The sequence below is a fragment of the Pollutimonas thiosulfatoxidans genome (genome assembly GCF_004022565.1).
Classification (GTDB): domain Bacteria; phylum Pseudomonadota; class Gammaproteobacteria; order Burkholderiales; family Burkholderiaceae_B; genus Pusillimonas_D; species Pusillimonas_D thiosulfatoxidans.
This window is the reverse complement of record NZ_CP022987.1, coordinates 1226164-1238890: the sequence shown is the minus strand read 5'-3', so window position 1 is coordinate 1238890 and position 12727 is coordinate 1226164. Positions and strand designations below refer to the sequence as shown.

Here is a 12727-nt window from a genome sequence, read left to right as displayed (position 1 = left end):
ACATGGCGGTACTGTCGCGACGGATCCGCTCAGAGGATTGGAAGCCAGTGGGCGTGAAAGCGCTCGAAGTCAATGCGTTACAAGTCGTCCGCTCGGCAGACAATCGCTCGATCATTGCTGGCCCCGGCGCGGGCAAGACAGAGCTGCTCGCGCAACGCGCTGCCTATCTGCTTCAAACAGGCGCTGCACCTGCGCCAAGGCGTATCCTCGCGATCAGCTTCAAGCGCGATGCGGCGACAAACCTCGCTGCGCGCGTTCGCCAGCGCTGCCATCGCAATCATGCCGCACGCTTCGACTCGATGACATTCGACGCCTTTGCAAAAGGGTTGATCGACCGCTTCGGTCAAGCATTGCCCGAGCGCTGGCGGCCGCGACCCGACTACGAAATCATGATTCCCGGTGAGCGCGATTACCGTGAGTTCCTGTCTCGACAGATCGGGGTGCCTCCAGCACCCGTTGGTACCTACGCTGACATTCAGGCCATACCGGTAAAAACGTTCGAGCGTCGTCATTTGGTGGGCACACCACTCCCATTGGATGGCTGGTCGCAGCCGACACCTGCCCAGTGGGCTGCGGAGCGCTACTGGCAAATGTTCCTTCACGAGGGTAGAAAGAGTTTCTTGTCGTTCCCCATGATCGGGCGACTTGCCGAACTACTGTTGCGGGTTAATCCGATGGCACGGGACGCGCTTCGATTGACGTATTCACATCTGTTCATGGACGAGTTCCAAGATACGACCCAGATTCAATATGACCTGGTTCGTACCATCTTCCTTGGCACCAACACTGTGATTACCGCCGTCGGCGACAACAAACAGCAGATCATGCGTTGGGCGATGGCGATGGACGATCCTTTCACCGCCTTTGATGGAGACTTTGGTGCGACGCGAACACCACTCTACAACAACTATCGCTCGTCGCCTGAGTTGGTCCGTATCCAGCACATCTTGGCGCAGGCTTTGGACGCCCAGGCCGTAGCGCCGGTGTCGAAGACGGTCGGCACTATTGCAGGTGCCAGTTGCGCCATTTGGGATTTCTCGACTCCGGAGACCGAAGCGGCGCGTCTGGCCGACGTTGTCGTGGCCGAGATGAAGGCTCACGCACTCGGCCCACGGGATTTCGTCTTGCTAGTGCGGCAAAAGGCCAGCGAATACGCCACTGTTCTTGATCCAGCGTTTGTAGCCGCGGGGATTCCTCTGCGCAACGAAGCTGGAATGGTCGGATCAATCATGCTCCAGGATTTGCTCGTGGAGGCGGTGTCTGAACTAATCGTGGCCGTTCTACGTCTAGCCATGACTACTCGGGCCGGACGACATTGGACGGCGTGCCAGGAGGCGCTCATCGCTCTTTGGGGAATCGCTCCTGATGATGAGGTCGCGCAGGCCAGGCTTGCCAATGAGTTGGACGCATACGTAACCCAACTTAACACCACTTATCCCAATTCACCAAAATCAAAGGCCGTATCCCGCTCTGTCGTAGACGATATTCTGGAGTTCATCGGTCGTGAGAAAGTGATCGCCGCTCATCCCGCTTACGGACAGGGCGGTTGGCTCGACAAGGTACTGGATTCGGCAGCAGAACATCTGCTAGCCTCATCGCACAATGATATCGAGTGGTCGTCAGCCCTTGACACCTATGAAGGCGTTCACGCCATCCCTCTAATGACGATCCATAAAAGCAAAGGCCTCGAATACCATAGTGTCATATTCGTTGGGTTGGACGATGGTGCATGGTGGAGCTTCGCCAACGATCAGATCGAGGCTACTGCTGGGTTCTTTGTGGCGTTCACGCGCGCAAAGCAACGCGTTGTTTTCACATACTGCGCACAGCGCGGAACGCGCACCAAAATTGCGACTCTTTATCAGCTTCTGACAAATGCTGGGGTCAAAAACATCAAGGTTGCCTAACGTCTCAATTTCGTTGCGACGGTCATTCGAAGAAAAGGCAAGTCCGCAGGCCTAGTTGCCAAAAGTGTCGGCGCTTTAACTCCACTGAATTAAGGTCATGGGTAGAGAATAATTAAATGATAGATATTGGAACTACAGATTTCTACTTTGCCGCGCCCCAGCCCTCAAAGCCTGATTTAGAGAAATATTCATTGCTTCTTTTTGACCGCTGGGAAGCTGGTGTAGAGAAAAATTTAATTCTCCCTGATTATTCCTTATTTCTTGAAGTTGAGGAAGGTTCAATACAGGGAGTGGGAAAGGTTGCCGCCTCTCTCACCGCGTTATATGTTGGAATTGCAACCTACGGGTCATTTATATCTGGCGTAAAAACCATCAAAGAGCAAGTGGTTACTGTAAGCGATTACCTTGTGGAAAAAGCAGAACAACAACTTGGGAGTGATGCTGGGCCACCAAAGGTGAGAAAATACGGCGGAACGCTCGGCTCATTACAACGTCTATTTGTTAAAGTTCAACGCGGAGAAATCAGTCCAGAGCAAGCCACAAAAGAGGCGGAGTTGTTACTTGGTGAAAATGCAGAAGAATCTCCGGAGTTTATGAATGATTTAGCCAAATCATTCAAAACAACCCCCCGTTTTCATCAACAGATTGGATTTCCTTTTGAGGAATATGACGTATTCCCAAATGTAGCCCAGATTGAAAACAATCAAAAGTATGATCGCCCAAGAACGTCAAGAACGCCAAGAGCCCCAGGCACACCAAGCCCGCCACCTGCTAGCCATCTTCGTGTTGAAGTTTGGCGAGAGTCAAAAAAACATAGCAAGAATTTTCGTACTATCACTATTTAAACGCCTTCCCCAGGAACCCAATACGGGTAAACACGCTGCGGATGTGGCCGTGCTGCTATGCGGCCAGCAGCTAAAGGTGCATCGGATCGATGCGTGATGAAAATCTTATTACTAAGCTCATAGCGCTACAAGAGCTATTCTGGCATTACGGGCCCCACCCGTAGACGGTTCCGATTCAGCCGCAACGGCCTTACAGCATCTCTACCCACGCGATAACGGCGAGCGGTTGGACTTCAGCCAGGACAGTTAGATGTCCGCGTTATTTACCGACTTGCAAGGCGTTCGGTCTCAAGCCGATAAATACACGAAGCTGGAAGAGCCGTTCAAGCAGGAAAACCAGCAGGCCATGGATGAGGCCAGCCAAGCCAAGTTTGAAACGGAGTCGGTCAGCTGGAAACGCAGTAAAGACAGCACGTCGGTGGATACTAGGCGGTTGCTAAGCGCTTCCGTAAACTAATGTCTTCGTTTGGCCGAGCACAGCCATTCATGACTGGCTGCTTCGGGTCGGTTTGTGACCGTGATGATAGACTTCAGACGGCCAAAAGCGGCCAGTTAATATATAAGTTTTCTTACGGGAATCACGCTCCTGACTCGCTTATTCAGCCGAGACGCAACTATCAAATAACGCTCCAAATCTTGTGCTGCGCTACCTAATACTCAATCCAGCAGTCGTGACCTATATCAAGAGGCATTAACATGCCAAACTTAGGTGCATACCGCCCAGCCGTGTTAGCCGATGTGAATAACGCCTTCGCGTTATTTATGGACGAGACCTTAAGTCCGGCTTAAGTGCATAATGAACATATGCAAAAAACATCTCCCTCTCAGGCGTCCCAGAATCCTAAGTTTGGATTGGACCTGTCCATTCTAAAAGTCGGTGATGTACTTCTGTCTGCAAACCATACACGTACAAGTACGGTTATTGCACGAGCTACAAAAGGACATTTTTCCCATGCAATGCTCTATGTGGGTCATTCGTTTATCCACGCGATGCCCGACGGCGTGTACTCTAAAAATCCCCAGCGCTATATTCGGGATGAGGCCGATCATCTGGCCGCGTATCGCATAGTTCCCGGACAAGCGAATCCGACCATGATTGACATCGCTTGTGATTATGCACGAGGACAGGTCGGAGCCTTGTACTCAGTACCTGCCGCAGCCCTCTCCAAAGCCATATCCAAATCCAACAAAAACATTCAGATTCAAAGTGGAAAGCAGTTCTGCTCCCGGCTCGTTGCTCAAGCCTATGAAAATGCCGGTATTAAACTTGTGGCAAACGCAGATTTCTGTTCTCCAAACGATCTCGCGCGATCGATACAGTTGGATCGAGTTGAAAATGCAGTGCGCGAGCTAAATCTCAGTGAAGTCGAGTTTGCTGAATCTCATGATTTCAATCAATTTTTGCAGAAAATAACTTTTCAATGGCTCGGCAAAGCTCGTAGTCTGGCCCTCCGGCGCCATTTGGGTGAGATATCAACTCAAAGCGATATCCTACCCATGCTTGTAAAGCATCCGGGATATGACAAAGCGGTGACGAAATACGTTAAGGCAAGTGGTTACCCAGACTACTACGATTGGGATCGATCCAAAAATCCGTACCGCTATGATGTAGGGGTTTTCCTCCGGCACTTCAATCACAGAGAGTCATTCATAGAAGCGTTAGAGTGGGAGCTGCCATCCGTAATGGCAGACCTGAAACGTCATACAAAGAACTATCAAGCTGCGGTAGCCAATTTGCAGGCTTATGGTGATCTCGAATATGTACAAATCGAATTCTTACTAGCAAAAAATTTGCTAAACGAAGTCTTACAACGCAAGAAAACGCTGATCAATGCTTCGCAGGCTATAAATTATCCAATCTCGATCTAGCGTACTTTGTATTGCTCGAAAGTGACTCGCCCCATCAGGACTTAGCTTGGAGCAATGATGCTTAGAACTGGCATATCGAACAGTGAATCAGCTATTCTATCTTTAGTCTGAATGTCCGCTCAGGGTCGACAGCGGCCGTCCGCTGATGCTGCTTCCGGCCTATTGTGTTGAAAAACTCGGCATGAGCGGATCCCATAGAGGTCGGCGAAGCGTATTCAACCCACACCTGCTCGAATTGTGGCCAGCGGCCACAACTCGAGACCCAGAGGTATCGCAGGTCTTGGAATAAGGGAGTGCCAAATGCGACGCATGCGGCTCTGTTCACGGTAGAGACGTGAATGCGGCGCTTAACATTCTGGCGGCCGGGCGTAGACGCCTCGCAGGGTAAAACGCTAAGCTGTTGTGGCTTAGGAATCCCCGTCCTTACCGCGCAAGCGGCAGCCATAGGCTATGGTCGGGGAGGACGACGTGGTTCCCCCGGAATGCGGGGGATGCTGGACGCCGCCGGTTTTACAAGCGCGAAGATCCATGGTCGGCGTCGTCACTCTGCGGGCAGAAAGATGTTGGTGGCGAACTGCCCCCGGAAAATCAACCCGAGTGAGCGCGCTTGCCGGGATTTTTCTTGTGGTGGGTATGCGCGCCACGCTCCAGGCTCACACGTTGGCCGCCGCCTTGTGTGGTAAAGGTCACGCCTTTGGGAGCGGGGGGACGGGGAGTGCGTTTGCGGTCGGCTTCAGTAACGATTTTGTTGCCCATGGAACTCTCTCTAGTTTAGTAAAGCTTGCTATTGTTCCACATTCGCTCGGATTATTCTTGGCAGCACGAAACAGGCAGAGGATATAGCGACGCGCCGAGCATCCACGAAGCCGAGCGGAATGTGGCTCGGTCCATCTGAGTACCGGCAATCATGGGTCGAAAGCCGCTGCTCCAGTCGCTTTCTTTGCGGAGCTCAAGCGTGAGTAGCGGCTTCGGGGTGCAGCTTGATACCGAGCGCGTGCATGACCTTCAGGATGGTGCCGAAGCTGGGATTTCCCTCGCCGGACAGTGCCTTGTAAAGGCTTTCGCGTCCCAGGCCCGTATCCTTTGCAAGTTGCGTCATGCCTTTGGCTCGGGCAATGTCGCCGAGCGCCGCCGCGATGAAGGCGGCATCGTCACCGGCCTCGTCCATGCAGGCTTGCAGGTACATCACCATGTCTTCCTCCGTCTTGAGGTATTCGACGGTATCCCATTTACGCAGTTTTTTGGTTCCCATGTCGGTCTCTCTTTACAGTTGTCGCATTAGATTCAGTGCAGTCTTGATGTCCTGACTTTGCGTGGACTTATCGCCACCAGCAATTCGCTTCTGAGCCATCCGATCGCGTAGCTCAACGAACCAATCATCGAACGTAGCGGTGGTGTGGATCGTTTTCATTAGCTCAATTGTATAAAATGGGATACATTAAATCAAGAGAAAGTTGCTGACCACGGTAACCGCTGCGCTTATTCGTTAGACTCCACCACCCCATAAACCTTCAGAAACGTATCCACGATGCACTGCGCCTTGGCCTTTGCATCCTCATCACTTAACGGATCGCCCGCACCCAGCAGGTTGCGGATCAGGTCAGCTTCACACAGGCAGCGCAGGTGGGACGCCATCATATCCGGGTCGGCCTGGCGCAGTTTGCCTTGCTCTACTTCGTTGCGCAGCACATCGCCGATGGCTAACCAGCATTCCAGGGTGCCAAATTCGTAGAAGCGGCGGCCGATGTCGGTGGTGCCGCCTACGGAGATGGCGACGCGTAGGGTCTCGACGGTTTCCGGGGCGTTGACCAGCTTCAGTAACGAGGTGACAAAGCGGTGCAGCTGGGCGGGGAAGTCGCCTTTTCTTTGTAGCAGCTCGATAACGTCCTGAGCGTGCTCTCGGGCCGAATGCAGTATGGCTTCCAGCAACAGGTCTTCCTTGGAAGGGAAGTAGCTATATAGGGTGCCCTTGGAACCGCCTACACGCGCCGATATTTGCGACATGGAGGCTGCCTCGAAGCCGACTTCGCGAAACACCTCTAGCGCGACGGCCAGGATCATGTCGCGGCGCTCTTCACTTTTTGTCCTCAATGCAGCCTCCTTAAGCGTACCAACCTGTACAGTTTTGCTTGACAGGCGGTTTTTGTCAAGCGTAAACTGTACCGTACAGTACGGTTATAAAGAGGCTACATGAGACCCGATTCCTTGCGCCGTTTCCGGCGAGTTCTTCCCCTGTTTGCCAGCATTCTGGTCATTGCGGGGTGTGGCGAGCCGGTCGCCCAGGGCGGCGCGCCTGCTGTTCCCGAAGTCAGTGTCGTCACTGTTGTGGCGCAGCCCTTGGCGCTGACGACAGAGCTTGCTGGTCGTACCAGTGCCTATCTGGTGTCGGAAGTACGCCCGCAGGTGGGTGGCATTTTGAAGAAAAGGCTGTTTGAGGAAGGTAGCGACGTCAAGGCCGGCCAGACGCTATACGAGATTGATCCTGCGGCTTACGCGGCAGCGCATAGCAGTGCGAAGGCGGCCTTGGCCAAGGCGCAGGCCAACCTGAAAATGGCAGGGCTGACCGCTGCGCGCTACAAGGAATTGGCCAGCATCAACGCCGTCAGCCGGCAGGAGAGCGATCAGGCCGCAGCGGAGCTGCAGCAGGCCCGGGCGGATGTCGCCTCGGCGCAAGCCGCCCTGGATATGGCGCAGATCAACCTTGGCTATACCGAAGTGGTTGCGCCCATTTCAGGGCGGGTGGGGCGGTCCAGCGTGACGCCGGGTGCTTTGCTGTCTGCCGACCAGGCCAAGCCGTTGGCCACCATCCAGCAATTGGACCCCATCTATGTCGATGTAACGCAGTCCAGCGTAGACCTGCTGCGTCTGCGCGAGGCCTTGGCCGCCGGTACGCTGGAAGCGTCCGCCGACGCCAGCGCCAATGTGAAGTTGACGCTGGAGGACGGCAGCCTGTATGAGCATACCGGCGAGCTGCAATTTTCGGATGTCAGTGTGGATCCCGGTACGGGGATGGTTGCCCTGCGCGCCGTGTTCCCCAACCCCGATCACCGCTTGTTGCCCGGGATGTTTGTGCGGGCAACCCTGGAAGAGGGCGTAAGAAGCAATGCCATCCTGCTTCCCCAGCGCGGCATCACGCGCAGCGCGACAGGCGAAGCCACTGCCCTGGTGCTGAACGCCGACGATCAGGTCGAGGCCCGGATACTGGAAACCTCGCGCACCGTGGGCGACCAGTGGCTGGTCGACAGTGGCATCCAGCCGGGGGAAAGGCTGATCGTGGAAGGCGTACAGAAGGTCAAGCCGGGCGCATCCGCCAGCGCGGTTCCTTTCGTGGCGGCTTCCTAAGCACCCTGGCAGTTCCTGCCGTGGCGGCTGCTGTTGCAGCCGCCTGACACCCTGTATTCGTCTTCGGAAACAATATCATGTCGCGTTTCTTTATTGACCGCCCGATCTTTGCCTGGGTGATCGCCCTGGTCATCATGCTTGCGGGTGGCATCTCTGTGCTGAGCCTGCCTGTGGCGCAGTATCCCGATATCGCCCCGCCGCAAATCACCATCCGCGCCACTTATCCGGGTGCGTCGGCCCAAACGCTGCAGGACACCGTCACCCAGGTCATCGAGCAGCAGATGAAGGGCATAGACGGCATGAGCTATATGTCGTCCACCAGCGACTCGACCGGCAACATGAACATCACCATCAGTTTCGATGCGGGTACGGATCCGGACATTGCGCAGGTGCAGGTGCAGAACAAGCTGGCGGGCGCCACCCCCATGCTGCCGCAGGAGGTCCAGCGGCAAGGGGTGCAGGTGACCAAGTCCACGATGAACTTCCTGTTGGTGCTCAGCTTTATCTCGGAAGACGGCAGCATGACGGCGACCGACCTGGGCGATTACGCGGTGGCGAATCTGCGCGACCCGATGAGCCGGGTTGAAGGCGTTGGCGAAGTGGAAGTGTTCGGCAGCCAGTACGCCATGCGTGTTTGGCTGGACCCCGACAAGCTGCGCAGCTTCAACTTGGTGCCGGCCGATGTGTCAGCGGCAATTCAGGCGCAGAACGCGCAAGTGTCGGCGGGCCAGCTGGGTGCCTTGCCGGCAGTCCCGGGCCAACAGCTTAATGCCACCATTACTTCGCAGACGCTGCTGCAGACGCCGCAGGAGTTCCGCGACATCTTGCTGCGCAGTACGGCCGATGGCGCCACCGTGCGCCTGGGCGATGTAGCGCGCGTAGAAATGGGTAGCGAGGGCTATAACATACTTGCGCGGTATAACGGCAAGCCTGCCGCTGGCATGGGGTTCAAGCTGGCCACCGGCGCCAACGCGCTTGATACGGCTGACGCCATCAAGGTCAAGATAAGCGAGCTGGAAGCGTCGTTTCCGCAAGGCATGAAGTCGGTGCTGGCGTTTGACACCACGCCGTTTGTAGACGTGTCCATAAAGGGAGTGGTAACGACGCTGGTCGAGGCCATTATCCTGGTGTTTCTGGTGATGTATCTGTTTCTGCAGAACTTTCGGGCAACGCTGATACCGACTGTGGCCGTGCCCGTCGTCTTGCTGGGAACTTTCGGCATACTGGCCGCCTTCGGTTTCTCCATCAATACCCTGACACTCTTTGGGGTGGTGCTGTCCATAGGCCTGCTGGTCGATGATGCCATTGTTGTGGTCGAGAACGTCGAGCGTCTCATGACCGAAGAGGGCTTGTCGCCGGTAGAAGCCACCCGCAAGTCCATGGATCAAATCACCGGGGCTTTGGTGGGTATCGGCCTGGTCATCTCGGCGGTGCTGGTCCCGATGGCGTTCTTCGGCGGTTCGACGGGGGTGATCTATCGGCAATTCTCGATCACTATCGTGTCGGCCATGGGTTTATCCGTGCTGGTTGCGTTGATCCTCACGCCTGCCATGTGCGCGACCATGCTCAAGCCGATACCGAAGGGCGGGCATGCGCCTCGCGGCCGATTCTTTAGCTGGTTCAACCGGACTTTCGATCGCGGCACGAACAAGTATCAGTCCATGGTGGGCAGGATCCTGGCGCGCAGCACGCGCTACATGTTGATCTACGCCGCGCTTATTGCCGTGACGGTACTGCTTTTTGCCAGAATGCCGACGTCCTTCCTGCCCGATGAAGATCAGGGTGTGTTGTTCACGCAGGTCGTGCTGCCAGCCGGCGCGACTCAGGAGCGCACCGTGGCCGTCCTGGACAAACTGGAGCACCACTTCATCACAGAGGAGCAGGACAACGTGGAATCCGTGTTCACGGTTGCCGGGTTCAGCTTCGCCGGCGCGGGTCAGAATGCGGGCCTGGGCTTTATCAAGCTGAAGCCTTGGGACGAAAGGCCGGGCGCAGAAAATGGCGTGGCGGCGATTGCCGACCGTGCAATGGGCACCTTGTCGCAGTTCAAGGACGCCATGGCTTTTGCCTTTGCGCCGCCTGCCATCATGGAACTGGGTAATGCCACCGGTTTCGATTTTTATCTGCAGGACCTTAGTGGCCAAGGTCATGCAAAGCTGGTGGAAGCGCGCAATCAGTTGTTGGGCCTGGCCGCGCAGGATCCCAGGCTGGTGGCGGTACGCCCCAATGGCCAGGACGACACGCCGCAGTACCGCATACAGATCGATCAAGCCAAGGCGGGCGCCCTGGGCCTTAGCATGGCACAAATAAACAGCACCTTGTCCTCCGCCTGGGGCGGTAGCTACGTGAATGATTTCATTGATGGTGGGCGGGTCAAGAAGGTTTATATGCAGGCCGAGGCCGATGCCCGCATGGTGCCCGAGGATCTGGCCAAATGGTATGCGCGCAATGCGCAAGGAGAGATGGTGCCGTTCTCCGCCTTCTCCAGCGCCTACTGGACTTATGGGTCGCCCCGTCTGGAACGCTATAACGGCATCCCCGCTGTGCAGATCCAGGGCCAGCCAGCCCCGGGCGTAAGCTCCGGAGACGCCATGCTGGCGATCGAAGAGATCGTTGCTCAGTTGCCCGCAGGTTTCGGCATAGAGTGGACTGGCCTTTCCTATCAGGAGCGGATGTCCGGCTCGCAGGCGCCGGCGCTGTATGCCATCTCTTTGCTGGTGGTATTTCTTTGCCTGGCTGCCTTGTATGAAAGCTGGTCGATCCCGCTTGCAGTGATGCTAGTCGTGCCGCTGGGGGTATTCGGTGCGCTGCTGGCCGCAGGGGCAAGAGGCATGTCCAACGATGTGTACTTTCAGGTCGGCCTGTTGGTTACGATCGGGCTGGCCTCCAAGAACGCCATCCTGATCGTGGAGTTCGCGAAGGAGCTTATGGGCCAAGGCAGAAGCGCTGTCGACGCCGTGCTGGAAGCCGCCAAGCTGCGCTTGCGCCCGATATTGATGACCTCCATTGCCTTTGGGCTGGGTGTCTTGCCTTTGGCAATTTCGACGGGCGCCGGCTCGGGCAGCCAGAACGCCATCGGTACGGGCGTGCTGGGCGGGACTTTTGCAGCGACTGCCCTGGGCATCTTCCTTATTCCGCTGTTCTTTATCGTGATATTCCGTTTGTCGCACAGGAAGCGCAGGCCGATTCCGCCTGATGCGCCGGCAAACGCAGCCGTCAAGGAGGTCTGACATGCAACGCCTATCATTGACTGCAATTGCCGCCGCGATGCTGCTGGCAGGGTGTGTCAGCATGGCCCCCGACTACCAGCAGCCCGCCATGCCGGTAGCGGCAGCGTGGCCTGACAATCCAGGGCAGGGCCGCTCGACGGACCCAGCCGGCCAATCGCAGCCTCTTGCCGCCGACATCCACTGGCAGGATTTCGTTGTGGACCCGGCGCTGCGCGAACTGCTTGCCATGACGCTGGAAAACAATCGCGACCTGCGTGTGGCCGCCTTGAATATCGAGCGCTCGCGCGCGATGTATCGCATACGCAGCGCAGACGCCTTGCCCTCTGTAGGGGTGGCCGGTTCGGCCAGCAGCCAGCGTCTGCCGGCCGATCTGGCGCCCAATGGCCAGGCCGGCATTAGCCGCCAATATAGCGCCGGCGTGGGCTTGTCCGCCTACGAGCTGGACCTGTTCGGTCGCGTACGCAGCCTGAAGGATGAAGCGCTGCAACGTTATCTGGCTACGCAGGAATCACGTAAGACGGTGCAGATCTCGTTGGTGGCCGAGGTGGCACATGCCTACCTGTTGCTTGGCGCCGACCACGAACGCCTGGCACTGGCTCGCAACACACTGGAAAATCGCGAAAAATCCTATGCCCTGATACGCCGTAGTCACGAATTGGGTGTGGCTTCGCAGCTTGATCTGCGCCAGGCACAGACGCTGGTGGAATCGGCGCGCGTGGATGTCGCTCGCTACACCAGCCAGGCCGCTCAGGACGGCAATGCCTTGACCTTGCTTGTGGGCGCGCCCGTTCCCGATCGCTTGCTGCCGCACAAGCAGAACGATGACGGCGTGACCCTGGCGGATGTACAGCCGGGCTTGCCCTCCGAGGTCTTGCGCAATCGGCCAGACGTGCTCGAGGCCGAGCGCCTGCTGCTGGCCGCCAACGCCAATATCGGAGCCGCCCGTGCTGCCTTCTTTCCGAGCCTTACGCTGACCGCCTCTGCCGGGACCAGCACTGCAGCCTTAAGCAATCTGTTCGACGGCGGTACCGGTTTCTGGAGTTTCCTGCCGCAGCTGAACCTGCCTATCTTCGATGGTGGGCGTAACCGCGCCAACTTGCGGGTGTCTGAAATTGATCGCGACATCGCTGTTGCTCAGTATGAGAAAGCCATACAGAGCGCGTTTCGCGACGTCGCCGACGCCCTGGCACAGCGCAGTACTTTGGACGAGCAGTTGCAAGCGCAGACCGCGCTGGTGGGAGCAGCAAGCGATTACGAGGCACTGTCGCAGGCGCGCTTCCGTCGAGGCGTGGACAGCTATCTGGGCGTGCTGGATGCACAACGCTCGCAGTATGCCGCCCAGCACGATTTGATCACCCTGCGATTGCAAAAGAACAGCAACCATGTGAGCCTATACAAAGCCTTGGGCGGCGGGTGGCGCAGCAGCGGCGCAAACCCGGCTTCGTAGCATATTGTTGCGTGAATCGGCACTCGTTATGGTATTCATGGGTTCGTGACGGCTTTGCAGTTTGGGTGCTGCAAGCCGAACACTGCC

10 protein-coding genes are annotated in these 12727 nt (G+C 56.7%); 7 read left to right on the top strand and 3 right to left on the bottom strand.

The annotated features are described in order from the left end of the window. The first annotated feature begins 2 nt into the window (after positions 1 to 2). The 4 genes from CKA81_RS06000 to CKA81_RS05985 all read left to right on the top strand — a co-directional run bounded on the left by CKA81_RS06000 (position 3) and on the right by CKA81_RS05985 (position 4621). Positions 3 to 1907, top strand: coding sequence for a UvrD-helicase domain-containing protein (locus tag CKA81_RS06000; RefSeq protein WP_128354481.1), 1905 nt, complete (start codon positions 3 to 5; stop codon positions 1905 to 1907). Between the two features lie 116 nt (positions 1908 to 2023). Next, entirely contained in the window at positions 2024 to 2752 is a 729-nt protein-coding gene (locus CKA81_RS05995; RefSeq protein WP_128354480.1) for a hypothetical protein, read from the top strand. Between the two features lie 250 nt (positions 2753 to 3002). Then, positions 3003 to 3209, top strand: coding sequence for a hypothetical protein (locus tag CKA81_RS05990; RefSeq protein ID WP_128354479.1), 207 nt, complete (start codon positions 3003 to 3005; stop codon positions 3207 to 3209). Between the two features lie 347 nt (positions 3210 to 3556). After that, on the top strand, positions 3557 to 4621 hold the full coding sequence (locus tag CKA81_RS05985) for a YiiX/YebB-like N1pC/P60 family cysteine hydrolase (RefSeq protein WP_128354478.1): 1065 nt from the start codon (positions 3557 to 3559) through the stop codon (positions 4619 to 4621). Between the two features lie 588 nt (positions 4622 to 5209). Here CKA81_RS05985 and CKA81_RS17045 read toward each other — a convergent pair. The 3 genes from CKA81_RS17045 to CKA81_RS05975 all read right to left on the bottom strand — a co-directional run bounded on the left by CKA81_RS17045 (position 5210) and on the right by CKA81_RS05975 (position 6712). After that, positions 5210 to 5377, bottom strand: a complete 168-nt coding sequence (locus CKA81_RS17045) for a hypothetical protein (RefSeq protein ID WP_164878353.1) — start codon at positions 5375 to 5377, stop codon at positions 5210 to 5212. A 193-nt stretch (positions 5378 to 5570) separates the two neighbouring features. Next, the gene (locus CKA81_RS05980; RefSeq protein ID WP_128354477.1) at positions 5571 to 5873 is read right to left on the bottom strand and encodes an addiction module antidote protein; all 303 of its coding nucleotides are present in this window, start codon (positions 5871 to 5873) and stop codon (positions 5571 to 5573) included. Between the two features lie 227 nt (positions 5874 to 6100). After that, a complete protein-coding gene (locus CKA81_RS05975) occupies positions 6101 to 6712 on the bottom strand; it encodes a TetR/AcrR family transcriptional regulator (protein ID WP_128354476.1) in 612 nt (203 codons plus the stop codon). 99 nt (positions 6713 to 6811) lie between these two features. Here CKA81_RS05975 and CKA81_RS05970 point away from each other — a divergent pair, with 99 nt between their 5' ends. The 3 genes from CKA81_RS05970 to adeC all read left to right on the top strand — a co-directional run bounded on the left by CKA81_RS05970 (position 6812) and on the right by adeC (position 12640). Then, positions 6812 to 7963, top strand: a complete 1152-nt coding sequence (locus CKA81_RS05970; protein WP_128354475.1) for an efflux RND transporter periplasmic adaptor subunit — start codon at positions 6812 to 6814, stop codon at positions 7961 to 7963. Positions 7964 to 8040: 77 nt separating this feature from the next. Continuing rightward, positions 8041 to 11193 carry an efflux RND transporter permease subunit gene (locus tag CKA81_RS05965; protein ID WP_128354474.1) on the top strand — a complete coding sequence of 1051 codons (3153 nt, stop codon included), beginning with the start codon at positions 8041 to 8043 and terminating at the stop codon, positions 11191 to 11193. A 1-nt stretch (position 11194) separates the two neighbouring features. Continuing rightward, the gene (gene adeC, locus CKA81_RS05960) at positions 11195 to 12640 is read left to right on the top strand and encodes an AdeC/AdeK/OprM family multidrug efflux complex outer membrane factor (protein WP_128354473.1); all 1446 of its coding nucleotides are present in this window, start codon (positions 11195 to 11197) and stop codon (positions 12638 to 12640) included. The last annotated feature ends 87 nt before the right edge of the window (positions 12641 to 12727 follow it).

Excerpts from the sequence above, each read along its gene's own strand:
- CKA81_RS06000 (WP_128354481.1), top strand. The coding sequence starts at position 3 with ATGGCGGTACTGTCGCGACGGATCCGCTCAGAGGATTGGAAGCCAGTG.
- CKA81_RS05995 (WP_128354480.1), top strand. The coding sequence starts at position 2,024 with ATGATAGATATTGGAACTACAGATTTCTACTTTGCCGCGCCCCAGCCC.
- CKA81_RS05990 (WP_128354479.1), top strand. The coding sequence starts at position 3,003 with ATGTCCGCGTTATTTACCGACTTGCAAGGCGTTCGGTCTCAAGCCGAT.
- CKA81_RS05985 (WP_128354478.1), top strand. The coding sequence starts at position 3,557 with ATGCAAAAAACATCTCCCTCTCAGGCGTCCCAGAATCCTAAGTTTGGA.
- CKA81_RS17045 (WP_164878353.1), bottom strand. The coding sequence starts at position 5,377 with ATGGGCAACAAAATCGTTACTGAAGCCGACCGCAAACGCACTCCCCGT.
- CKA81_RS05980 (WP_128354477.1), bottom strand. The coding sequence starts at position 5,873 with ATGGGAACCAAAAAACTGCGTAAATGGGATACCGTCGAATACCTCAAG.
- CKA81_RS05970 (WP_128354475.1), top strand. The coding sequence starts at position 6,812 with ATGAGACCCGATTCCTTGCGCCGTTTCCGGCGAGTTCTTCCCCTGTTT.
- CKA81_RS05965 (WP_128354474.1), top strand. The coding sequence starts at position 8,041 with ATGTCGCGTTTCTTTATTGACCGCCCGATCTTTGCCTGGGTGATCGCC.
- adeC (WP_128354473.1), top strand. The coding sequence starts at position 11,195 with ATGCAACGCCTATCATTGACTGCAATTGCCGCCGCGATGCTGCTGGCA.